Source organism: Chryseobacterium indoltheticum (genome assembly GCF_003815915.1).
Taxonomy (GTDB): Bacteria; Bacteroidota; Bacteroidia; order Flavobacteriales; family Weeksellaceae; genus Chryseobacterium; species Chryseobacterium indoltheticum.
Genome location: NZ_CP033929.1, coordinates 1,147,345 through 1,172,387, shown reverse-complemented (window position 1 = coordinate 1,172,387; position 25,043 = coordinate 1,147,345). Strand labels below are relative to the sequence as shown.

Genomic DNA, 25,043 nt, shown 5'->3' with positions numbered 1-25,043 from the left:
GGGTGCCGCCGAAATTTTTTTTATTTGTTGGATCGGTTTTCATCGGATTTTATCCGACGCTTTGGTAAGTCGTCCCTTTGGGACTTCTAAAATAATTAATAAGCTGCTGTGAACCTTTCACGGATGTGATTGTTTTGTTCTAATTCATCAACCAAAACCACGGCAACATCTTCTACAGAAAGTACACTTCTTCCTTCTTCATTGAATACAGGATTTTCAAGAGCAGTTCTGTATTTTCCGGTTCTGATTCCTGCTGTTCCGGGATGCATTTCAATTGCGGGGCTGAAAAAAGTCCAGTCTAAAGTTGTATTTTCTTTGATTTTATTTAGATAATCTCTTGCTGCAGTTGCTCCGGGTTTGATATCTGCCGGAAAATCTGGTCCGTCAACCAATTGATTTCCGTCAATGAATAAACTTCCTGCTCCACCAACCGTTATAAATCTCTTTACACCCGATTTTTCAACTGCTTTTTCTATATTGATTGATCCGTTTAGGAAATCATTATAAAGATTAGGATTCGTCCAGCCTGCATTGAATGTGTTGATAACGGCATCATTTCCTTTCAAAGCCTCTGCTAAATCATCTACATTATTTACATCGACACTTTTTGCTTTTACCGTTTCAGTTTCGTTTACTTTAGATGCGTCTCTTACGATTGCTTCTACTTCAAAACCTCTGTTTGCCAGTTCTTTTACTACTTGTGTTCCCACAAAACCGGTTGCACCGATTACTGCTACTTTTTTGTTCATACCTTTTTTTATTTAAATTAATTGTAATACATTTTATTACATTTTAGATCAAAAAATTTTAATCGAAATGTTCTGTAAATTCTTTTAATGTTTTATCTCCCAAAAACTGACAAACCAACAGATCTGTTTCTGTAAAAAGCTGCCCCAAATGGGTGTTTATATTTTTACCGACAGGACAAGCCGGATTGGGATCGTTATTTTTTTTACCTAAAACATCAGAGTTTTTTACCGCTGAATAAATCTCAGAAATACTGATCTCGGAAGCATTTTTCGCTAACTGGCTTCCTCCTTCTTTGCCTTTTCGACTGATAATTAATCCTGCTTTTTTTAAAACACCAATTTCTTTACGAACAATTACAGGATTTACATTGATGCTGCCCGCAAGCCAATCAGAAGTGATCCAATCCTTAGGGAATTTTGACAACAGCGTCATGATATGTATTGCCGTAGCAAATCTTGTATTATTCATTGTAATTGTTCAGCAAAGATACAAATATTTCAATTGTAACAAAATTAATTACAATTAAAATTTAATTTAACTGTAATTAATTACCTGAAAGATTATTTGGTTTCAATCTCAACAATTCTTTTTCCGATATCGCCAAAGTATTGATTGATGATTGTTTCATAAATTTTATAGCCGTCATCAACATTTGTAAAAATTACGAGACCTTTTTTCGTCTTTGGTAGAACGATCGCAAATGTGTTTACTCCTTTATCAGAACCGGTGTGCGAAAGTGAAATATCATTATTCCCCAAATCATAAATTTCAAAACCGAGCCCGTAATATTTGTTTTTTTTAGTTTCTACCTGCTTGCTTTTCATCTCTTCAAAAACTTTAGATGAAAGCAATTTATTATCCATTACCGCAATCAAAAATTTACTGTAATCTTCCACAGAAGTCGTCAAATCATCCGCCGCATTGGGAGTTTTATTTTTTACAATATCGTAGGGTTTTCCGTTTTTGTCATACCCGATTACAATTCTGTCAGCATCTTTTTTATCGTTCCAGATATAACTTGTATCGTTCATATTTAATGGTTTAAAAACCATCTCCTTAGCTAAATCTTCCAGACTTTTACCGAATTTTTTTTCAATTGCTTTTCGCAGATATTCAAAACCTTCACCGGAATACTGATATTTTGTTCCGGGATCAAAATCAAAACTTAGCTTTTGATCTTTATTCGCCCACCTCCAATTTGCAAAGCCGGTCTGATGGCTTAAAACCAATCTTGTTGTTAATTTTTTGTGTCGAGGGTCTTTTGCAACATCAGGATCTGTAAAATATTTGTAAAGCGGCTCATCAAGATCCCATTTTCCGAGACTTACTAAACGTAAAACCGTCATTGCAGTTACAGGTTTAGTTAAAGATGCCACATTAAAAAGTGAATTGTAAGATGCCGGAGTTTTATCATTTAATTTTCCGTAAACTTTTATTTGTGTTAATTTTCCATTTTCAATAATTCCCAATCCTAAAGTAGGGATATGATTATCTTTCAATAGCTTTTCCAAATTATCTGGAATTTTTGCTTTATTAGGATCGCCATGATCGTAGCTCAAAACATCACTCATTAACCAGTTTCCGTCTTTTTTTGTCCAAACCGATGTGAATTTTGCTTGTCCGCCTAAAACATCTTCTTTATTTTTTTCTCGCATAAAAAACTGATGTTCTCCCGTTTGTATTGCACCATACAATTCGCCATTATTATACAGAGGAAAAACTTCCAGACTGCTTTCGATAACTTTACGAATCGGCTTTTGATTTGGGTTGGAACAAATATTTTGTTTCGTTCTTTCCAAGAATAATTTTTTATCCTGAAAACCGCCATTATCATGGTAGAATTTCAGATTATCATCAACCGATTTTTCCAGATATGCTATGTCACAATTATTGAAACCACGTTCAAAAAAAAGACTATCTTGTTTCTTTAATTCTAAAAATAATGGTGAATTTTTATCGATTTGAGCGTTTATATTTCCTAAGAAAAAGAAGAGAGTAAAAATACTGATGCTGAGCTTTTGTGTCATTGAATTATTTTTGACAAAGATTCAGAATAAATTGATTTTAAGTCAAAAAATAAACCCGACAAAAACCCGACAATCAACTGTAATATTTATATAAAACTGAAATTCAGTTTATAACGAAGGCTTTTCTTCTTATCGATTTCATAAGCATTTCTCAAAATAATGTAAACATTTGTCAATACTAAGACAATCATCGTGATCATAACAGATACTGAACCTAATTTTAATAAGGCAATCAACATAAAAATAATCGGCGAAATAATGGCTAAAAATATTTGAAGAGAAATTATTTGTTTTACAATTGGAGACTTCTCTTTTGTGAAAAACATAATCAATAATGGCAGCAAAAAATTAGCAATCGGCAGCCATGCAAACGGAAGTGAAGAAAGATTAATTATTTTGATTAAACCAGAATTAAAAAGAGAGTGATTTTCTTCTGTCGTGTCGATTACTTCATCAATTACAATTTCTTCCTTTATCGTCTCAGAAGTCAATAAATCATTCTCAGAAACTTCAAGACTTTCTGCCAAAGTTTTTAATGTATACCCTTTTGGAGTAGTTCCAGCTTCAATTCGTTGAATGGTTCTTACCGAAATCCCCGACTTTTCGGCTAATTCTTCTTGAGTAAGGTTTCTCTTTTCACGGATTTTTTTTAATTCAGACATTATTTACGAGTAGATTACAGCAAATTTACAGATTCAAACTTTCATTCTGCTTTACAAAATCAATTTATCTAGATCTAAAAGCAAATAATTAATCGTCTGATTAATCGTACGAGTTGCCGACTGCATCTGATTGAGCATTGCCGCGCGATTGTGAAGATCATCAGCTCGATAAAGCCCTCCATCTTTGAAAATTACTGAATGATCTGCAGCATTTTTATCATCATCAAACTGATAATGCAGCCATCGTTGTTTCATGCTCGAAATAACTGAATGCTCTTCTTTATTTGAAAACCTCTTTTCAGTATACATATACCAGATAAAAGGTGGAAAATTAGGTGATTCCAGCTTTTCGTTCCAGATGTCTCTTAATAAATTTCTTTGATGTATAAATTCTACTTTTTTACCTTTCGGATTTAAAGTTGCCAAACCAAAACCTGCTCCCAAAGCACCTCCGGAAATATCAATCGCACTACTCCACCCTTCATCTTTTACAATTCCACCTGCAATGGAGGCTACAGCTCCGGCTGCAATTGAATATAAAATGAGCTTATTATTCCTGGAATCATTTAAATTATCTACATAATTTCCAATTTGTGCGACACGTTCTCCTTCACAGTCAAATTCTGCAGCAACGGCGTCCAATTCGGTCAATGCAATGGTTATTTTACTATTGATTTTCATCTTCAGCTGTAAAACTTTTACCTGAGAACTTAATGATGAGTCTTTTTTTAGTTTAACAATCTCATTTACTTCATCCAGATTATCCAAAGCATTTAAAATCAAAATACTCTGATCAGAAAAAATGCCTTTCAGTTGCTGATTGGCCGAAATAATAGAATCTGAATTATAAGAAGGTAATTTATTTTCATAATTATACTTAAAGGGCGCTTTGCAATAGCTGTCTCTCAAAGTAAGAATATTCTGCTTTATAGCCTGGTTTTTCTTTGAAACACAGGAAGTCAACAAAATAAAAGCAGCAAAAATAAAATATAGTTTCTTCATTAAAACTTAATTACAAAAAAAAATTAACCTTAAATACTAAGATAAAACAAATAAAAAAAATCCACCTGATAACAGATAGATTTTAATTTATTTTTAAGGTTTAGATTTATTTAATATCTAATAATTCTACCTGAAATACCAATGTTGAATTGGGACCGATTTCTTTGCTGATCTGCTGATCTCCATACGCTAAATGCGGTGGAATAATCAATCTCCATTTGCTTCCTACAGGCATCAACTGAAGTGCTTCTGTCCATCCTTTGATTACTTTATTCAACGGAAATGAAGCAGGTGTTCCTCTTTTTACAGAGCTGTCGAATACTTTTCCGGCAATTGTTGTTCCGTGATAATGACATTTAACCATTGATTTCGGCCCAGGTTTCGGTCCATCGCCTTCAGTAATGATTTCGTACTGCAACCCGCTTGGTAACTGCACTACGCTTTCTCTTTTACCGTATTCAAACATATATTCCTGACCGTCTTTCAGGTTCTTTTCTGCCAATTCCTTCTTTTTCTTAAATAACAAATCTGCTACTCCCATAATTTTTTTTACAAAGATAAGGTTTATGCATAAATGATAAATCATAATTGATAATTGAAATAAATATATCATAAATGATAAACTTCCAGCTTCAAACATCAAGCCTCCAGCTTTTTACTATCGCTTCAGTTTACAGCACAAAAAACATTAAAAAATGCTTAATATTCTCGTAACGTAGATTTAAAAACTTGGCGTTATAATTGAATTTTAAAAACTATATGCCAAATCCGTTAAGATATAATAAGAACTTTGAGAAGCTCAGCTATGAAGAAAAACAGCTATTTGAAGAAACTAAAAAGAGTATTGCCGATTTTGTAGAGTACTCTTCCACGATAAGTGATGTGAATTATGCTACACGAAATGCTCATGCCAAAACGTATGCTGTTTTGAAAGGTACATTTATCATCAGCAAAGATATTCCGAATGACTTAAAACATGTTTTTGACAGTGATCAATACGAGATTACCGCAAGATTGTCTAATGCACATCCGAAAATTAATAAAAACAGAAAAGATATTCCCGCTTACGGTTTTGCCATTAAAATAAAAGATGATTCCGGAAGAACGATATCCAACTATCCTTTGGTGAATTTCCCTTTGTTTCCGGTGAATTCGGTTTCTGTATTTTTGAAATTGTTTACTTCTCTTAATCGGTTTTTTGTGAAAAAATGGAGCAACTTATTTCCGCTCTTAAAGCAGATTTATAAAATAATTCCTTATACATTAAACCCATCATTTCTGAAAAACGTCTGGAAATTTATTTTAAACAAAAATAACTTCATTCTGTCATTTGATTTTCATTCTGTGGGAGTTTATCGTTTTGATGATAAAATGATTAAGATAAAAGTAAGCCCCAAACACGTGCAGAAAAATTTTGGTAGAAATCAATCTGTAAAAGAGGCTGTTGAAACTTTCTGCGGAACTCATGATTTCGCTGCAAATGTCTATATTCAATTTTGCTATGATCTGAATGACCAGCCGATCAACAAGCTTAATATCGAATGGAAAAACTCTCCTTTCATCAAAATTGGAGAAATTAAAATTGATAAGAACTCATTATTAAATCCTAAAGGCTGCGAGAATGAACTTTTGTCTTTTAATCCTTTTGATAGTGCCGAAATTTTTCAGCCAGTCGGAAAGATTCAGAAACTCAGAGATGAAGCGTATAAAGTATCGCTACAGACTAGAAAGAAGATTAATAAGCTTTTGAAATATAAATAAAGTTGATAGTGAAAATAAGAAATAAAAAAGGCTTTACGATTTGTAAAGCCTTGTATGTTTAAATTTTATTTTAGTTATTCTTTTACTTCATCATCTTTCTTATCGGGAAACATGATAGAAATAAGTACCGAAAGCACCAAAACTCCACCTACAATTCCTAATGAAACCGGAGATGAAATATGATACCAAGGTGCAATCAACATCTTAACACCGATAAATGCTAAAATAATTGCCAAACCATAAGGTAGCTTGCTGAACATGTAAATGAAGTTTGCCAACAGGAAATACAAAGATCTTAATCCTAAAATTGCAAAAATATTTGATGTATAAAGGATGAAAGGATCTTTTGAGATCGCAAAGATAGCCGGGATAGAATCTACTGCGAAAAGAACATCTGTAAATTCAATCACTGCGACAACCACTAAAAGCGGTGTTGCCATTTTGATTCCGTTTTGAACGGTAAAAAACTTGTCTCCATCATAGTTATCTGAAACTTTCCAGAAACTCTTGATTAATTTTGCACCTGCTGTATCGCTGTAATCTTCATCGTCATCATCTCCGCCGTCACCCCAAGATTTAATCCCTGCATAGATAAGGAATAGCCCAAAAAGTGTCATTACAACATTGATTTTTACTGGATGACCAAAGACATTCATCTCTGGTAAATACGTTAAATCGATCAATTCAACTCCGGCAAAAATAAAGATCGCTCTGAAAATAAGCGCCCCGATAATTCCCCAGAACAGAACTTTGTGATGTAGGAATTTTGGTACTTTAAAAAATCCGAAAACCAATATAAATACGAAGAGATTATCCACCGACAGTGCTTTCTCAATCCAATACGCTGCCTGATATTGAGTGAATTTTTCTACCGCTAAAGCGTGACTTGCAGGAGTGCCATCTGTATTGAAAACCCAATAGACCACTCCGGAAAAAATCATAGACAGCGAGATCCAAACTACTGACCATATTGTAGCCTCTTTTGAAGAAACTTCATGACTTTTTTTGTTGAATACCCCCAAATCGAGAAGTAACATGATAACAACCGTTATCGCAAATCCCCAGACCAAACCGGGATGCAGCTCTAAAATACTTTGATGTTGATCCACTTTAATTATGTTTATTATATGATAAAAGCAATAGCCGTAAATATACAGTTATTGCTAATAATTGTTTGTCTAAAATAATACAATTTCAGACATTATTTTATGATTTTACAAATATTTTTGCTGAACGGTCTGTACCGTCTGCTCTAGTTTTTTATCTGAAGTAGCATCTCCGATCGCATTGAATTTCCATTCACCATTTCTCTTATAGAAAACTCCCATCACCATTGATACATGTCCGCTGAAAGATTTATCATTGGCAATATCATATTTAGCAAAAACTTCTCTTACGTTGGTAGGCGTACCTTCGTAAATTCTGATTGATGCAAAAGGAATCGTTCCAAAATCCTGGCCTCTGTAGCTGTGCAAAACCATTGCTACATGCTCAACTGCAGGATCTAAATTAGCAAAATCTACTGTGATTACTTCGTTATCTAAACCGTCGTCACCATTCACGTCACCGGTTAAATCATCACCGCTGTGCTTCACAGAACCGTTTTTAGATTTTAGATTTCCGAAATAAATGACTTCGGTTGCATTTTTGGTAGAATCATATAAAATACAGCTTCCATCTAAGTCTACTGCTTCTTTTGAAGTTCCACCGAAGAAACCTTTCTTCTCGATAGCCCCCCAGTTGATTCCCACACAAGCCTGGGAAAGTGTAGTTCCATTTTCTTTGGTAAGGTTTATTCTCTGACCTTTTTGTAAGTTAATAGCCATTATTTCTTTTTGTTTAGTTATTTTTTGAATCTCTGCTTCATTGCTCAATTTAATTTAAACGCAAAGCTCGCAAAGATTTTTGTTAAATCCGTTCTGCATATTTTCGTTCGCAAAGGCGTTTCACTCAGCAAAGAAAATTTGCATACTTAAAATATAGAGTAGAAAATAAATTTTATAAACTTTTTTACTTTTTACTTTTTACTTTTTACTTTTTACTTTTTACTTTTTTAATTATTTAAATTTAAATTAAGCATTGCCCGAAGAATATTGGTTTCCTCGTTCACATCAAATATCTTGCTCATAATATCAACGCTCTCAATATTTCTGAGATAATCTTTTAAAACCAATTCTACCTCCGGTGAAAGCTCTTTTTTCTTAAATTCCATCGTTTCGTTGAGGTCTTCATTTTTTCTTTTCAGCTGATTGATAATTGTAATCTGATTAGATTCGTTTTCATCGGTATTTAACGCCGATAAATCTTCATCATCAATCAAATACATTTTTTTTTCTTCTACATTAAAAATGAAATGCTCATCAGACTGAAAAATTTTGAACAGCTCATATTCATCTCGTTCAATACGATAACCGCAGACAAAACGCACTTTAAAATTCTGTATATTGAGTTTCCCCAACAATTTTCTTTCGATACAGTAATCCTGATACTGGTAAAACGGAACAGATCGAGGCTTCAGTTTTTCATGTTCCACTTCTGTTCTGTAAAATTCTGCAGCATATTTTTTATGGAAATACAGCACATCATTCCAATTTAGGGTTGCTCTGTTTTCTGTAAGATCTTTATACAGATTTCTCAGATGTTCAGAAAAAAGCCCGCTGTAGATCTTCCTGTCGGTTTCAAAACTGTCGGTCTTTTTTTCTTCGAAAGAAGCAATGTATCGGTTGTTGATATTAATTTCGTTAATAACAGCCAGCAAATCGTTTTCCTTTTTCTTTTTTATTTTGGTTAACAATTCGATAAGACTGTCGGTATATTGCAGGTGAAAAAGCTCTAATTTATTAAAATCTAACGTCTGATTTTCGTTGAATAGATTATGAATGATATCTGTTTTGATATAAATCGCAATGATATCAATATTTTCAAAGAAATTAGCGAGAAGTTTAAGCCTTGTTAATCTTCTTTTGCTTTGAGACATTATGATTGCAACCTCTTCATTCACCGTTTTACCGTCTTATTACCCTCTGATATTTGCTTTTAATTCGCTTTCCAACGTCTGAAGATCCTGATCCAGTTTTCTTCTGCTTTCGGTACCTTGTTTCTGAATCTGTTTCACTTCATTCAAGGTATTAATCAACATTGCAGTAGTTTCTTTCAACGTTTCAGCAGAAACAATCGTCTGTTCGTTTGCTCTTGCTACATTTCTTGAATTCTGACCCAAACGTTCTGCATTTTTCTTTAGAATATCTTCAGTTGTTTGCGAAACTTTCTGCTGAATCTCAATATTCTGCTGTTGTCTGTGCATTGCAACTGCTAAAGAAAGCTGGTTCTTCCAAACCGGTAAAGTTGTCGTAAGAATCGTCTGCGCTTTTTCAGCAATCGAAACGTTGTTATTCTGCACCAATCTGATTTGAGGAAGTGATTGCATCATAATCAAACGAACCACTTTCAGATCAGCCAATCTTCTGTCTAATCTGTTGATAAAATCTCTTTTATCAGCAATCTGGTAGTCTGCAAAATTCTGAACATTTGCTTCCATATTTGCCAATTCCAAAGCAGCTTTTTCCATTCTTAAATTTCCGGCAATTACCAGATCTTCAATAGCTTTAATGGAATTCACATTGCTGTCGAAAATAGTCTGTAAAACCGCATTATCTTTCGTTGAAGTGATAATTCCGGCGTTTACTTTATGTGAAATCTGGTCGATATTATTTGTGATCTTATCATATTTAGCAAAAAGATTGTCAACCTGCGTCAACATCTTTTTCATAAAAGGAATTTTGCTTAAAAAACCTTTTACTCCGCCGTTATTGATTTCGTCTACGTCTACATAGTTCAGCTCGACCAATAAATTATTAATCAATTCTCCTACTTCACCAGAATTTGATCTTCTTACGTTGCTTAAGAAACTATCACTTTGGTTGGCAAGTGTTTTCTGTAATTCTGAACCGAAGTTGACGATAGATCCCGGATTGGTTTCATCAATTGCGTTAGCAACCATTTCGTATTTTGCGCGATCCTGCTGCTGAATCTGATTTAGATTCACGTTTCCATCTCTATCCATCAAAACTGCAGGAGCTGCAGGATCAGGTTGAAGAGATTGACTCATAGATGGTGTCGGATCAAAACTTTTCAGTGGTTCAATTGATCCCAGTGGATCGTTTTGGTTATTCTGATTATCCATAATACTAATTATTGATACATTGATACAAATTTATCCAGACCGTCTCTCTGCCCGCTTCCTACCGCTTCGAATTTCCATTCACCATTTCTGTTGTAGATTCTTCCAAATTCTACTGCTGTTTCGATAGAGAAATCTTCGTCTAATTCATACTTTAAAATCTCTTCATTGGTTTCTGTATTGAAAATTCTGATGAAAGAATTTCTTACCTGTCCGAAGTTTTGTCTTCTTGCATCTGCATCGTGAATGGTTACCACAACAGTGATTTCTTGTACGGCAGCATCAATTTTCGTTAAATCGATTTTGATTTGCTCATCATCACCATCACCGTCACCTGTAAGATTATCACCAGAGTGAATTACAGCTTTATCAGGAGATTCAAGATTGTTATAAAAGATAAAATGGTTATCAGAAACCAATTTTTTGCTGTCATTCAACAGGAATAAAGAAGCATCAAGGTCAAAAGCTCCACCGGTTGAAGTATTATTTACGTCCCAACCTAAACCTATTGTAAATTTTGGTGCATTTATATTTTCTCTTTGTCCTTTCTGTAAGTTAATTGCCATAATAGATTTCTGTTTGTGTTAAAGTATTTATGTTATTTTCGTATTCTTTTATTAAATGATAATTATTGCTGATGGCCAGCTCAATTAAATCATCTGTATGCTGTTTTTTTACATTTGAGGTAAGATACTCAAAATTTTCTGAATTTAGCCCTAAAATATATTTTACAATTCTCGTATTAAACTGAAAACTTTCTTTAGCCATCACCTTTACAACGTCCTGAACATCTTTTACCGTATAGTAATTAAAGAAGTTTTCAATGGTAGGATCGATGTCAAAATTCGTAAGTTCAGCGTAATACATAAACAGAAAATCTGCGTTTACTGCATATTGATTGAGAATTTTATTTACCGTATATTCATGACTTCCCGTGATTTTGATATCATCGATAAAAATACACAGTTTTTCTCTCAAAAAATCTTTATCTAAATAGTAAGTGTCGTTTGCAATCAAACTTTTACGGTCTTCAAAACTGAGATTTCCGTAATCTGTAGTGTAAGTATGATTTCTATTGATTTTTGAAATGATGCTCGACTTTTTTCCTTTTTGAAAAAGATAAAAGTCAAGATGTTTTTTAAAATAAAAACAAAGGAAATTGGAAGCGGTAGGAATCGCCATGTACGGACTCGGCAATACTACAATTTCTTTATCGGTATCTAAAATCTCCTGATGCTGGCCGATAAACCCTTCAAAAAGTTCTTTTGCAAATTTTTCCGCAAAAAATTTATCTCCATATTTGAAATAGCTATATTCGGCAGGCGAAAAAGTAAACTCTTCCGCAGAATCTATTTTATGTAAACTGTAACGCTTGTTCATATTATATTTGGTGTTTGAGTAGATGTGCACTGAATCCGAAATCTTTTGCGCCTTTATAATCAGCAATCGGATTATCGCCAATATGCAAAATCTGATCCATTTGAATTTCCTGATTTCTAATCTGATTTTTCACTTCCTGAAAAACCAAAGGATTGGGTTTAGAGCATTTTATTTCGTCAGAATAAATATGGAAATCGATGTATTGATCGAGATTTTCATTAATCAAAAATTTACGCATAGTTTTACCTTTGATAAAACCTGTATTGCTCAGAATATTGATTGTTTTTCCCTGGTTTTTAATTTCATCGAAAAAATTATGTAATTCGTTAAAAATCACGACAGGTTTATATTCTAAAAACAAATCTTCACTTTTTTGATAAAACTCTTTGAAATTATCCTGATTCAGTTGTTTTATATCGACATTCAATGAGTTTAAAATCAATAAATAAATCTCAAACGTATCCACATTTCCACCGATTACCTCATTAATCGTATTACAGAGATCATCATAATATTTCACTGCTTTTGCTACTTCTTCAATAGGTTTGTCCACGTTAAAAAAAGAGGAAAAAAGCTCCACTCTTTTTGTTTTAAATTCAGGGTGAGATTTTATTAAAGTAAGCCACAGATCAAACGAAAAATGATCGTGCCTATGAATGTCAATATCTGTTTTCAAAATATTATAAGTTAATTATGTTAGCCTTTATTGAAAAAGATTTTTAATATTTTACATCTTTTAATCATCATGATGTGTTTTAATAATCAATTCCTCTCAAAGATAAAATTTTTCATTCAATCTTGATTTTTTTTAAGATTTTTTAAGATTTTAATTAAAGACGAATGATTTTAAGTTTTACTTTTAACTTTATATTTATGTATTCTAACAGAAAATGAGAATTAATTATTTCCAAAAAATTTTAAATGAATTTTAATTCTAAAGATTTTTTCATGAGATTGCCTCATCACTCCGCTCCTCGTAATGACAAATTTAAACACCACAACTCTCAAACACTCCAACCCTCAAACTCAAAAACGCTCCTACTTCTCAGGCATTACTTTGTAAGTAGGATCATCCTGAATATTAACTTCGATTACCGCTTCTGCATTTTTCAACATTTTTCGGCAGTCTTCGCTAAGATGTTTTAAGTATAGTTTTTTATTGAGCTGGCTGTACTTTTTTGAAAGCTTGTCTAAAGCATCAATAGCGCTCATATCGACAATTCTGCTTTCTTTAAAGTCTATAATAACTTCAGCGGGATCATTTGCCGGATCAAATTTATCTGTAAAAGCTGTTACAGAACCGAAAAACAAGGGTCCGAAAATTTCGTAATGTTTGACACCTTTTTCATCAATATGCTTTCTTGCACGAATTCTTTTGGCATTATCCCAAGCAAAAACCAACGCTGCAATAATTACACCTACCAAAACTGCTAATGCTAAATTATGAAGAACAATGGTGATTAAAGCAACCGTTATTCCGACAAAAATATCAGATTTAGGCATCTTGTTGACAATTCGTATTGAAACCCACTGAAAAGTACTGATTGCCACCATCATCATGACTCCAACCAAAGCTGCCATTGGAATCTTTTCGATAAACGGTGCACCGACAAGAATGATAATTAAAATAGTAATTGAAGCAATAATCCCTGAAAGTCTAGCTCTGGAACCTGCATTTAGATTAACTAAAGTCTGCGCAACCATTGCACAACCTCCCATTCCTCCAAAAAAACCGTTGGTAATATTGGCTAAACCCTGAGCAACAGATTCTTTATTGGCACTTCCTTTCGAGTTGGTAATTTCATCAACCATTGATAAAGTCAGCAAAGATTCGATCAAACCGACACCCGCCATAATTAAAGCGTAAGGAAAAATGATTTGCAAAGTTTCCAAAGAAAAAGGAAGTTTAGGAATATGAAAACTTGGCAAACCGCCACTTATATTCGCAATATCGGCGACTGTTTTAGTATTAATTCCGAAGCCTAAAACGATTCCAAACACAATTAATATCGCAACTAAAGAAGCGGGAACCACTTTTGTAATTTTTGGAAAGAAATAAACAATCGCAATCGTTAAAGCCGTTAATCCCAACATAATATATAATGATGAACCATACAGCCAGCTTACAACTCCGCTTGCATCTACAATTTTGAATTGCTCGACCTGAGCCATAAAAATGATAACCGCCAACCCATTCAAAAAACCATACATTACAGGTTGCGGAATTAATCTTACAAATTTACCTAATTTGAAAACACCTACTAAAAGCTGTAAAATTCCGGCTAAAATTACAGTTGCAAACAGATATTCTATTCCATGTGACTTGATCAGAGCTATCAAAACAACAATTGTTGCCCCTGCTCCACCGGAGACCATTCCGGGACGACCGCCAAAAACCGCAGTAACCAAGCCCATCATGAACGCTGCATAAAGCCCTGTTAACGGAGAAAGCCCTGCCAGAATTGCAAATGAAAGCGATTCCGGAATCATGGTCATTGCAACAGTAAACCCTGCCAGCAATTCATTTTTATAATTTATTTTTTTTGAAAAGTCAAATAAGGCGAGAGACTGCATAAACAATTTTATAATATTATTAAAGATTATATAAATTCCTTATCAAACCAGATAGGAAGTACAATTCACGAAATATCCGCAAAACAGAATTTATTTTTCTTTTGGCAAAAATAAGACTTCTCATCAATATCAGATTAACAATGAAAAATATTCATCAGCGCCCTAAACTGTATCGCATTGAAAATGTATAAGAAAGAAGCAATATGAATTTTAATTTTCTCTTTTAAAAGTATTTTTTAACAGTCTATTTTCAACATAAATTAATTATTATTAACATTTATCTAAACAAACAATAGTGATTTCTCGGTATTTTTTTTTAATTTTGAGGGATAAACAAGAAAATTTTTAATTACAAGTTGATCATATTATTTTAAAACATTCATAGCAACATCTGCATAGAACTAATAAATTGTAAGCTTTATGAATTTTTATAAAAATAATCTCCTGAAATTTAAAATGATACTGTATATCCTGTTTATAACCCAATCACAAACACAAATTACTGAAAATCAATTTTTTACAATAAATCAACGGTTGATATTGTAAAGTAATGAAGTAGCCACTTTTTTGAGCAATTCAAAAGTATGTAGGAATTTTCATATTTTTTTACACAGCGCTCATATTCATTCCTTTACTACCCAAAATGCGATTAATTTAAAAAAAAGCCATTATTAGTAAATGTTATATAAAAACATACATATAGGAAAGTACATCAAGGAGATGGTAGATCATAAAAACATTCCTATAGAAAGAATCTGCAATTTTCTTGCGAAGGATGAAGAATTTGTAGAGAAAGTATATGAAAGCAAATCTGTAGAAACTGATATTCTTTTGAGGTGGAGCAAGCTTTTGGAATATGATTTTTTCAGGCTATACAGTTCACATCTTATATTATACGCACCTCCTGCAGCAGTAAATAAAACCGACGCACCAAAGAGCGAAAAAACACCACAGTTTAGGAAAAATATTTACACTCAGGAAATAAAAAATTTCATCCTAGACAAAATTGAATCCGGAGAAATGACGCAGGCCGATGTAATCAAAGAATATTCTATTCCGAAAAGCACGCTACATCGCTGGATTCAAAAGCAAAGATAAACACCACGAAACACACAATATTTTATGAGACCAAATTACAACAGGATCTACCAAGATCTCTTACAACAGCAGCACCCGGAAAAGCTAAAATGCCCTAAAATAAGGGAACAGCTGTGCAAACTAGACTCTACAGAAGATATTTTAAAGCTGAACGAGAAGCTTTTTAAGCAAAACAAAGAGACTTCAAAAACGAATCAGCAGCTTAAAACGTACGACAAGAAGACCATGATGAAACTTCTGAATTATCAAAAAAAACATGGTTTTTCTACAAGTTTTATGTCGACAAAGTATAACATCAGCAGAACGACTTTTGCAAAATGGAGAAAATTGTTAGAAGAAGAACTGCAAAGTGATTCAGGCAAATAGCAAAAAAACACTACTTTGAGTAGTGTTTTTTTTGTTTTTAGTTTTTATTCAAAACATCTTTTATACCATCAAGACCTTCGCTGAACTGCGCCAATAATGCAATCACCTGCGTCATTCGGTCATTTTCACTTAATCCTTTGAGGGTCTTATTTTTCACAAATGTTTTTTTGATCTCCTGCCAACGTAAAGTTTCATCTTCCGAAAGTATATTCATCAGCTCTTTCAATTTAAGCATATTCGATTCTGCTCCTGTCGTCAATGTTTGAGATTCATTTTGGTAATGATTTAAAACAATCTGCGTTACTTCCTCCTCTTTTAAAATCGGCTGAATCTGCGTGATCAGTTTATTCATATTTCGGTAAGAACCTTGTAGTTTGAAAGACGGTTCGTTACGATAATCATCAGACATCGCTGCCGAAACAATGTATTGCTTATTAACTTTCAAAACGATATTTCTTACTTTCAAGATATTTTCCAGCACCTTTCTAAAATCTGAAATCTCGTTTGAACTAAAGTTTCCTGCCAAATCTACAGTTGGCGAATTAGATTTAATACTTTCATACAGATGATACAGATTTTCCATTCCAAACTGGGTCAGTCGGGTAAGATAATCATTTGACATCAGAGAATTTTCAATTAAACTTAAATCAAACAACTCGGTTTTGCTGCCAGAAATTTCACCTAAATTATAAGTATCGGAACGGTTTGCCAGCATATCAGGAATTTTAAACTTCTCACCGCTTTCTGTATATGGGTTTCCGGCCATCACAAGACAAAAACGTTTTGACCTTAAATCATAGGTTTTGCTTTCACCATTATAAATTCCTTCAATTTTTCGTTGTCCGTCTGCCAAAGAAATAAATTTTTGCAAAAACTCCGGGTTACAATGCTGAATATCATCTAAATACAACATCACATTATCACCCATTTCTAAAGCTAAATTCAACTTTTCAAGTTCCTGTTTTGCTCCTGCATTTTTAGCTTCGCTCGGATCTGTGGAAACAATATCGTGACCAATTGACGGACCGTTAATTTTCATAAAAACCAATCCCATTCGATCTGCCATATATTCCATCAATGTGGTTTTTCCATAACCAGGAGGTGAAACGAGGAGCAACATTCCCATTCTGTCGGTACGTTTATCATTTCCAACCGTTCCTAATTGTTTTGCCAAATTGGCTCCAATCAGCGGAAAGTAAACATCATTGATTAATTTGTTTCGTACAAATGAACTTAAAACCTGAGATTTGAAAGTATCAATTTTCAGACTTTTCTTTTTATCATTCACCCATTTTGCTTTCAATTCCTGAAGCTGTTTGTATTTTGGAACAACCACTTCATTGAAATGAGTTAGACGAGCTGTAAACTCATAGTAATTTAAACTATAGTCAAGATCTTTTTCTAAAGATTTCAAACCTTTAAGAACCGTTTCATAAGCGATATGAAGGATATTTTTAGCATCGAAATGCTGCGTTACAAAAAACACAGCCGTTTCTTTTCTAATATCATCTTCAAAATTTAATTCTGAATTAAATAAAAAGGCATTCAAAGCACTTTCAGCAATAGAAAAACAAGCAGCTGGATACTTTTTCAACGCATCGAGCTGATCGATAAACTCGAGGTCTTTCCCTTTTTCTTTGAGATCTTTTAAAAATGATTCATATAATAAACCTGCTTTTTCTGAAACTAAAAAGGCAGATTTGTTTTCTTTTCTTAAATAAAATGCAGCATTCAGACAATTTACCTCAGCAAAAATATGATTAGCCAGAGCAAATGATTTTATCTCACTCGATAATTCATCATTAAGATACTGAAAGCCTTTATCCGTGGTAAATGATTTTGAAACCAATGCTGCAGCCTCAAACTGTTTCTGATAATACTCTTTTTTTTCTTCATTCAGAAAATACCAGAATAATTGCGCTAAAGCTCTTTCTTTCGGCGTAAACTGCATCAATCCTAATTCATTATGCATCTGTTGAAGCTTTGAAACAATCACCAATGCATCTTCATCATGAATTCCTTTCACCAAACCTTCCCCAAAATGCTCAGTCATAAACTGCTGAATTACGTTTCGGTTCAATTCTTCTGTATTGATATTTTTATTCAGTGAAAAAACGTTCCATGCTAAATATTCGAAACGCTTTACATTAGAATTTTCAGAAATATATTCCTGATTCCAAACTTCTTTGTAATCTGAAATGGTTTCAAAATTCAAAGGTTCATAAAATCCCGTTCCTGTTAAATGGTAATAATATTGTGCATTTCGAAGTACCAAAGTGAGATCGAGCTTCTGACGGTTTACAGCAAATTTGTACTCACCTAAAGCAATCACATTGTCGCCATCGGCATAGATTTCTTTTTTATCTTTAAGCTTTCTAACTGCTTCCTGCTGAGAAGTTTTCAATAAAGTCTGAATTTCTTCTGCCTTGGCAGAATCCTCAAAATCCATCAACTGTCGGGAAATATCTCTCACTTTCTCCACCATTAAATCGGTAGCAAAATATCCGTTGATTTCGTTTTCAGAATCAAAAGATTCACCTTTCGTCTGAACCGATTTTAAAATTCGCTGTGCAGAATCATACAAACTCTGCGTACGCTTGTTTCGGAATTCTGTTAACTGAACTCTTTTATTCTGAAAATGCCCGTAAACTTCTTCCCTTTTTTCACCAATCTTTTGGATAAATTCATCAAAATCAACAAATTTTGTTTCCATTTCCTCCAATTTAATGGAAAGTTTGGTTAAATATTCATCACATTTTTCGGGAGTTTGAGAAAGTTCCAGAAAATTGATCACTGACTGATCAAACAATGTCATTTGTGCCTGAAAATCCGCAGACAATTCCTTACCGGAAATTCCTCTTTTCCTTTTTGAAAGCTCTAATCTTTCCTGATTTAATCTTGCAAAAATCACAGAAATATTTTCAATAATCTGTGTCGATTGTGAAGTGTCTTCAATTTTTAAATTGTTGACAATATCCACCAAAAGTTCAAGCTGTCCAGATAAATTATTGATTTCTTCCTCAATTGTTTTTGCGTCAATTGCTTTCTGTAAATTGATGATGTTTTCAGAAATCTGCTGTGCTCGGTTTTGATAAGGCAACAAAGAATCTTCCTGAAGCAGGAAATTCACACATGCATTTGAAAGTTCTTCAGAACGCTCTGAAAGTGATTTTTCTAAAGAATCAAGAATTGCAGCATCAACATATTTCAGATCTCTGGCTCCGATAATTTCTCCGCGTAAAGCTCTGATTTGCGAAAGCATATCAATATATTCTGTCAGCTGAGAATAGTTGATTCTTTTGGTATCATCTAAAATTTTCTCGACTGCTGCTTTGATTTTTTCAACTGCTTCAGAAGTATTTTTTTTCTGCTCGACAACCTTTTCATATTCATTAATAGCAGAATGAGCGATATTCCTGATTTCCTTTAAAGGCTGATCGAGATTTTCAACCTCATCATCACCAAGGAAATAATAGGCATCCAAAATAGTAGTGGAAAGCTTGACAATATCGTCGTACAGTCCGCTGTAAGAATCTTTTTTATTCAAAAGCGTGATCAATTCCTGACTTTCAGCCATGACTCTTACGATATCTTTATTCCCGATTTTGTAAAGAAGCGTATCTGATTTTTCGGTATTCGGTAATAATTCTTTCGAATATGGAGTCTGCCAAATCTGAGCTAAATGATGTTTTGTGGTTTCGAGAGTTTCTCTGAGATAAATTAATCTTCCATCATTTAAAATAGAAAAACCACTGCAGCGAATCGGTGTCTCGATAGTTTGTGTAATGATATTGTACGAAATCAGCTGATAATTGTTGGTTTTATCATCATAAAAAACATACATAAAATTTTCATCATTCGGCTCCGGAATCGTTTTTAGATAATGAAGCCTATTCTGATCCTGAGAAATCACTTTCAAACCTCCCGTCTGCAAAGCATAACCGTTTGAGAAAAGCACCCCCTGATTTTCCGGAAGCAAAACTGCCGAATACTTCAAAGTATCAACTCTTGAAACTATTTTTTCTTTATGATTATAAATAAAATAACGCTCAGATTCCTGATAAGGTTTAATTTTAAATAAAACCAAATTATCAAGATCACAAAAATGAATTTCAGCATCGTCGAGGTTCTGATCTTTATGAATAACATCTTCAGAATAAATCCCTTTTCCGCTATCGGTATTATCTTCAATTTTTATCGTGATATCACCGCCAATCGACTCTACAAAAACTTTATCTGCTAAAGAAACGTGCGGAAACTTCCCTCCTCGCTGCATATCTCTTGTTGCTTTCGTCCATGCAAAACCATGTTGTGGCGGATAATTGACTTCTGAAGCACTTCGAGAATCAATATAAATCAGTTTATCTTCTTTGATCAGCCATTTGAAAGCTTTGATGTCGGAAGTACTTTCAGACAACTGAAAAACCATATACAGATAGTTTTCGGTAAAATGAAAGCGCGCAAAAAAAGTATTTCTGTAATATTTATAGAGGTTTTTGAACTCGTCGATAAAAATTTCATCTCCAATTAATGAAGAATCCTTAGGTTCAAAACTGTTGTTATTTATTTTATATATAGAAAAAACATCGGTTATGTTGATTTCCGTCTGTAAACCTAAATGCGCATTCGAACCAAAGATCAAAATGTCATTCAGCGAAAAAATATCTTTGGCGACACAGTTGTGTTCCGTAGAAATTCTTTCATTGGCAATAAGTGAAAAATCTACACCGCCGAAAATGTCTTTACGGTTTTCGTTTAGCTTCTGAAGCCTTTGGATGAGGTCATTTTTTTGCTCATTCAAACGGTTCTGAATAATTTCGTATGTCCCTGAATTTAATTGTTCTGACATATTTTAGATATTAGATGTTAGATGCTAGACTTTAGACTACCATCGTAATGTTAAAATGTTTTTAGAAACATTTATTTTTTAGAAAAAAAACTCTCAAAGCATCATTGAATGATTATACAATGAGAGTTTTACTTAATTTTATTGTTAGGATTTTATTACATCCTTTGTTAAATCGTCCCTTTGGGACTTTGAGAAAATGTTATTAGCTTATCTGATTGTTTTTTGGTCGATGCCAAGATTTCTTGCCATATCCATTGCTCTTTCTAGAAGACCTCTTTCCTGCTGATTGGCGATACCGTTGAGTTTAAAAATCAGACTTGCAATACTCATATTTTTGATATCTTCTGAGGATACATTGTATTTTTCAACCATTCCCATTACTTTGCCGATGATGTTTTCACCATCACCCAGTAAATTTTCTTTTACCAAAGTAGCGTTTTCACTATGGCTGATGAATTTATCTAAACCTTTTCCTGCAGAAACCTGACGAATCACATTATCAAAGAAGGTATTATCTCCGCCAACAATATCGATTTTTGCAGACTTGAATGCTTCCGCAAGAACTCCAGCCTGAGCCTGTGCAATATCTTTCTGAATTGAGATTTGCGCCAACTCCACTTCTTTTTCTTTCGCCAAAGTCAATCTAAATTCTTCGTGATCTTTTCCTGCATCGTTCAGTTTTTTCATTGCTTCTGCTTTTTCGGTAATTCCGGCTGCTTCCGCAAATGCTTTTTCTTTAATAACTTCAGCCTGAGCGATACCTTCTTTTCTTTCAGCTTCCGCTTTTTTCTCGATAACAATCGATTCTACAATCCCCTGTCTTTCGGCTGCATCAGCTTTTGCATGAAGAACCTGAGCTTCAGATAAACCAACGGTTGCTTCTTCCTTCGCTTTTGCATCAGCAATAATTTTACGCGCTTCTGCTTCTTTTTCCGCAGCATCTCTTTTCGCCTGAGCTTCGATTACGTATTTCTGAGCATCTTTTTCAGCAGATAATTTTCTGGATTCTGCTGCTCTCGTTTCCTGAATCAATTTCTTTTCAGCTTCCTGAGTTGCCAAAGTGATTTCCACCTGTTTCGTTCTGTCTGCTGTTTTGAAAGCTTCCAAGTCTTTAATTCCCTGCTGTTCTTCTACAACCGTTTTTTCCATTGTCAAACGCTCGCGGATCGCATCCTGAATATTTTTCTTCTCCAATTCGATTGCTTTTTCCTTTTCAATCTGAGCCAAAGAAACAATTCTTTCTCTTTCTGTCGCCTCAAGCATTTTATCTTTCTGCACTCTTTCGGTTTCTACCAGATCCGCACGTTCTTTATTTTTAGCTGCAATAACCACCTGACGCTGTTTGTTCTCTTCAGCAATCTGTAATTTTTCTTCAGTTGCGATGCGAACAGTTTCATATTTCAGACGTTCTTCTTCATCAACTTTAAGAATTTCGGCATTTTCACGGGCTTTGATATTTGCAACTTCTCTTTTCTGAGATTCTTCTTTTTCAGCCAGTTGTTTTTCAAGCTCTAAAATTGCTTCACGAGCCTCAACATTCTGCTTGGTAATCGTCTTTTCTTCATCTCTGCGAACCTGATTGGCTTTTATATTTTGATTAGCCGTCAATTCAGTGATTTTTTTAATCCCTTCAGAATCTAAAATATTGTCTTTATCTAGGTTTTCTATTTTTGTCTGCTCCAGATAATCAATCGCACAGTCATCTAAAACATAGCCATTCAAATCTGTTCCGATAATATCTAAAATTTCCTGACGGAATTCACTTCTTGCTTCGTACAACTCTATAAATTCAAATTTTTTACCAACCGTTTTTAAAGCTTCAGAAAATTTAGCTTCAAATAATTCTCTCAACGTATTGATATCAGAAGCTCTCTGACAACCAATCGTCTGCCCTACATTCACAATATCATCCGCCGATTTATTAACTCTGATAAAGAAAGCCACCTGAATATCGGCTCTCATATTATCTTTACAGATCAACCCAGCTTTTCCTTCTCTGGCGATTTCCAGTTTTTTCACGGAAATATCCATCGATTCCATTCGGTGAATGACCGGAATAACGATTCCCGCATTGAAGAAAACCTTCGTTCCTCCATAACCGGTTCTTAAAATAACGATTCCCTGAACGGTTTTTTTATACATTGATAAAATCCAGAAAATCAATCCGAGCGATGCTACCACAACGACAACAATCCCAACAATCAAAGGTGTATTCATATTTTTATAGTTTATTTATTTTAATGTGTTTTTAATTTATTTAAATCATCAAAATTATTCCCCCAACCCTAAATGGAATAATTTTGAAGAAATTCTTAAGAAATTTCGCATCCTTTAGAGACGGATAACAAAATTTCATCATGAGTCAATACTTTTAATTTTTAAAGAAAACAGTCTAGAATTTTAATAAAAAGTATCATAAAAAAAGCGATCATTATTTCATTGTTTAAAATCTTATTTCTTCTGCCACGTAATAAATTCTTTTCTCCCGATCTTCATCCACAATATACACAACCGTTCCGTGATTAATCACCTCTCCATCTTTACTTCTCACCATTAAAATCATGGGGTCATTTCCTATAAAAACTTCAAGCATTCCGGTTTTAACTCCGTGAATTGTTGATTTCATTCTTCCTTGTCTGCCAAGAAAATCGTGAGAAACTTCACCTTTATGATTAATTTCTCTGAAGAAAGGATTCAAAGGTTTTAAAATTAATTTAGTCAACAACATGCTTACTAAAAATATAGGAATCACAAGTAAAGCAGAAACCCACAGTCCTAAAGATAAAAATGCTTCGATATAAAATGAACCCAACCATGTTAACAAAAGTGACAATGTGAGAAAATAGGTAATCGGCACAATATCAAGATTCAGAAACTTCAAAAACTGAAGCCAGCCTGAGGCATCTTCCGGAACATGAACATGACCATCCGGACTGTCTATATCTGCATCAAGATCAGCATCAATCCCGACATCAATATCCAAACCTGTGATAATGGTAAAAAGCCAATAAATCACAGACAAAATCAGCAGCACACTCAAAACCGTATTGACCGGTGAAAAAGCTGTAGTTAAAAATTCATGATAGGTCATATGCGTTTTTTTTTAAAAATTAATCAATTCATAACAATTACCAATTTAGATAAAATATTTAAAGCATTATAACATAAAAACTTCAATTATTTACTTATTTTTGACTGATTGAACACAAATATAATAAAATTTAACCAAATTGCAAATATTATTAGCAAATTAATTAAATTTAATATTACATTTGCAAAAAAGATTAGAACACATGAGTTTTTTCGGAGCCAATATTAAAACAATAAGACAGGCAAAAGGCTTAAGCCAACAAGCTTTCGCAGATTTATTTGATTTAACCAGAGGTGTTATAGGCGCTTATGAAGAAGGAAGATCCGAACCTAAAATATCCACCCTACTCACTGTTGTACATTACTTTAATCTTGATTTGGATAAATTTTTAACAGTTCCTTTAACTATTGACGATTTAAACAACCCGGAAAATTTAGAAAAATTCCAGTTATCTTTTAATTCTGATTTACCTTATCAAGAAAATAACATTGATAATAATATTAAATATAATTCACTGCAAAAAGCATTAGTAAATATTGATTTAATCTATGAATTCACAGAAAACACATTGCTTTTATCAAATTACAATCTAGGAGACTTCTTGTTTTTAACAAAATCTAATATTTTAAAGCAAAACCCTGAAACGCTATTATATTTGGAAGAAGGAAATCTGAAATACCTTTCTTCGATTGCAAAAGAAGATTATTCTAAAAAAGAAGTGTATAAAATTTCCGGCTATCTTTCTTCTGAGCAAAAAAACATCCTCTCCAGTATTTTGGAAAGGATTGAGATTTTGGAAAAAAGAGGGAAATAAAACCTAATATTCTTTTCTTCTATTTCTGACCTCGATGTCTGAGACTTCTGATTAAAAAGAAAACAGAAAATAAAAAAGTGCAGAGATAGACAATACTCAACGCCGTTTTGTCGACTGTCATGGTTCTAAAATCAATCTGCTTCCATAATGCACCTCCTACAATAATTGCGATGATGGCGAAGAAAAATGTTCCTCCTTTTTTATTTTCCATACTTGTTATTTTTTTTTAGTTTTTTTGCCTCATAAACTTATGATTAAAAAAAACACAAAACATCATTTCTTTCAATAAAAAAATCCTCTCCGAATTTCGGAAAGGATAAAAGGTAAAAATCAAGAAAAGAATGCGGGGCACGTCAAGCCGGAGTCGAACCGGATAGCCTTGCCGGAGTTACCGGCTTCGCTATTCCTCCCCATGAGTGAGACGAAGTATCTTTTCTCTACGACACTTTTATTTTTTTAAACAAGGCGACAGTCAAAAGTGTATCGTGC

22 protein-coding genes are annotated in these 25,043 nt (G+C 33.6%); 4 read left to right on the top strand and 18 right to left on the bottom strand.

The window, feature by feature from the left end; all coding sequences use genetic code 11:
- Window positions 1-95: 95 nt before the first annotated feature.
- From EG358_RS05420 to EG358_RS05395, 6 genes are all read right to left on the bottom strand, one after another.
- Window positions 96-749, bottom strand: coding sequence for an NAD(P)-dependent oxidoreductase (locus EG358_RS05420; RefSeq protein ID WP_076562553.1), 654 nt, complete (start codon window positions 747-749; stop codon window positions 96-98).
- 58 nt (window positions 750-807) lie between these two features.
- On the bottom strand, window positions 808-1,218 hold the full coding sequence (locus EG358_RS05415) for an Rrf2 family transcriptional regulator (RefSeq protein WP_076562555.1): 411 nt from the start codon (window positions 1,216-1,218) through the stop codon (window positions 808-810).
- A 92-nt stretch (window positions 1,219-1,310) separates the two neighbouring features.
- Window positions 1,311-2,777 (bottom strand): serine hydrolase, encoded by a 1,467-nt coding sequence (locus EG358_RS05410; protein WP_076562557.1) that lies wholly within the window; start codon window positions 2,775-2,777, stop codon window positions 1,311-1,313.
- An 86-nt stretch (window positions 2,778-2,863) separates the two neighbouring features.
- The gene (locus tag EG358_RS05405) at window positions 2,864-3,439 is read right to left on the bottom strand and encodes a helix-turn-helix domain-containing protein (RefSeq protein ID WP_076562559.1); all 576 of its coding nucleotides are present in this window, start codon (window positions 3,437-3,439) and stop codon (window positions 2,864-2,866) included.
- 51 nt (window positions 3,440-3,490) lie between these two features.
- Window positions 3,491-4,441 carry a hypothetical protein gene (locus EG358_RS05400; RefSeq protein WP_076562561.1) on the bottom strand — a complete coding sequence of 317 codons (951 nt, stop codon included), beginning with the start codon at window positions 4,439-4,441 and terminating at the stop codon, window positions 3,491-3,493.
- A 106-nt stretch (window positions 4,442-4,547) separates the two neighbouring features.
- The gene (locus tag EG358_RS05395; protein ID WP_076562563.1) at window positions 4,548-4,982 is read right to left on the bottom strand and encodes an FKBP-type peptidyl-prolyl cis-trans isomerase; all 435 of its coding nucleotides are present in this window, start codon (window positions 4,980-4,982) and stop codon (window positions 4,548-4,550) included.
- A 218-nt stretch (window positions 4,983-5,200) separates the two neighbouring features.
- Here EG358_RS05395 and EG358_RS05390 point away from each other — a divergent pair, with 218 nt between their 5' ends.
- A complete protein-coding gene (locus EG358_RS05390) occupies window positions 5,201-6,202 on the top strand; it encodes a catalase family protein (protein WP_076562565.1) in 1,002 nt (333 codons plus the stop codon).
- A gap of 74 nt (window positions 6,203-6,276) precedes the next feature.
- Here the strand turns inward: EG358_RS05390 and EG358_RS05385 are convergent, their stop codons facing one another.
- From EG358_RS05385 to EG358_RS05350, 8 genes are all read right to left on the bottom strand, one after another.
- Entirely contained in the window at window positions 6,277-7,311 is a 1,035-nt protein-coding gene (locus EG358_RS05385; protein ID WP_076562567.1) for a TerC/Alx family metal homeostasis membrane protein, read from the bottom strand.
- Between the two features lie 105 nt (window positions 7,312-7,416).
- Complete coding sequence (locus tag EG358_RS05380) at window positions 7,417-8,028, bottom strand: TerD family protein (protein ID WP_076562602.1); 612 nt, start codon at window positions 8,026-8,028, stop codon at window positions 7,417-7,419.
- Between the two features lie 227 nt (window positions 8,029-8,255).
- Window positions 8,256-9,179: a hypothetical protein gene (locus EG358_RS05375; RefSeq protein WP_076562569.1), complete on the bottom strand. Its 924-nt coding sequence runs from the start codon at window positions 9,177-9,179 to the stop codon at window positions 8,256-8,258.
- A gap of 39 nt (window positions 9,180-9,218) precedes the next feature.
- Window positions 9,219-10,385, bottom strand: coding sequence for a toxic anion resistance protein (locus EG358_RS05370; RefSeq protein ID WP_083677099.1), 1,167 nt, complete (start codon window positions 10,383-10,385; stop codon window positions 9,219-9,221).
- Window positions 10,386-10,393: 8 nt separating this feature from the next.
- Window positions 10,394-10,948 (bottom strand): TerD family protein, encoded by a 555-nt coding sequence (locus EG358_RS05365; protein ID WP_076562571.1) that lies wholly within the window; start codon window positions 10,946-10,948, stop codon window positions 10,394-10,396.
- The gene (locus EG358_RS05360; protein WP_076562573.1) at window positions 10,938-11,762 is read right to left on the bottom strand and encodes a phosphoribosyltransferase family protein; all 825 of its coding nucleotides are present in this window, start codon (window positions 11,760-11,762) and stop codon (window positions 10,938-10,940) included. The genes EG358_RS05365 and EG358_RS05360 overlap by 11 nt, the downstream gene beginning before the upstream one ends.
- Window position 11,763: 1 nt before the next feature.
- Window positions 11,764-12,438: an HAD family hydrolase gene (locus EG358_RS05355; protein WP_076562575.1), complete on the bottom strand. Its 675-nt coding sequence runs from the start codon at window positions 12,436-12,438 to the stop codon at window positions 11,764-11,766.
- 362 nt (window positions 12,439-12,800) lie between these two features.
- A complete protein-coding gene (locus EG358_RS05350) occupies window positions 12,801-14,336 on the bottom strand; it encodes a SulP family inorganic anion transporter (RefSeq protein ID WP_076562577.1) in 1,536 nt (511 codons plus the stop codon).
- 678 nt (window positions 14,337-15,014) lie between these two features.
- Between EG358_RS05350 and EG358_RS05345 the strand changes: the two genes are divergently transcribed.
- Both EG358_RS05345 and EG358_RS05340 read left to right on the top strand, forming a co-directional pair.
- Window positions 15,015-15,434 (top strand): transposase, encoded by a 420-nt coding sequence (locus EG358_RS05345; RefSeq protein WP_076562579.1) that lies wholly within the window; start codon window positions 15,015-15,017, stop codon window positions 15,432-15,434.
- Between the two features lie 24 nt (window positions 15,435-15,458).
- Complete coding sequence (locus EG358_RS05340) at window positions 15,459-15,800, top strand: hypothetical protein (RefSeq protein WP_076562581.1); 342 nt, start codon at window positions 15,459-15,461, stop codon at window positions 15,798-15,800.
- Window positions 15,801-15,837: 37 nt separating this feature from the next.
- Here the strand turns inward: EG358_RS05340 and EG358_RS05335 are convergent, their stop codons facing one another.
- The 3 genes from EG358_RS05335 to EG358_RS05325 form a co-directional block, all read right to left on the bottom strand.
- A complete protein-coding gene (locus tag EG358_RS05335) occupies window positions 15,838-20,649 on the bottom strand; it encodes a DNA repair ATPase (protein WP_076562583.1) in 4,812 nt (1,603 codons plus the stop codon).
- A gap of 207 nt (window positions 20,650-20,856) precedes the next feature.
- Complete coding sequence (locus EG358_RS05330; protein ID WP_076562585.1) at window positions 20,857-22,866, bottom strand: SPFH domain-containing protein; 2,010 nt, start codon at window positions 22,864-22,866, stop codon at window positions 20,857-20,859.
- 226 nt (window positions 22,867-23,092) lie between these two features.
- Window positions 23,093-23,740 (bottom strand): hypothetical protein, encoded by a 648-nt coding sequence (locus EG358_RS05325; protein ID WP_076562587.1) that lies wholly within the window; start codon window positions 23,738-23,740, stop codon window positions 23,093-23,095.
- Between the two features lie 202 nt (window positions 23,741-23,942).
- On the opposite strand from EG358_RS05325, the gene EG358_RS05320 reads away from it, so the two are divergent.
- On the top strand, window positions 23,943-24,554 hold the full coding sequence (locus EG358_RS05320) for a helix-turn-helix domain-containing protein (protein WP_076562589.1): 612 nt from the start codon (window positions 23,943-23,945) through the stop codon (window positions 24,552-24,554).
- 19 nt (window positions 24,555-24,573) lie between these two features.
- On the opposite strand, the gene EG358_RS05315 is transcribed toward EG358_RS05320, so the two are convergent.
- A complete protein-coding gene (locus tag EG358_RS05315) occupies window positions 24,574-24,765 on the bottom strand; it encodes a hypothetical protein (RefSeq protein ID WP_066680366.1) in 192 nt (63 codons plus the stop codon).
- Between the last annotated feature and the right edge of the window lie 278 nt (window positions 24,766-25,043).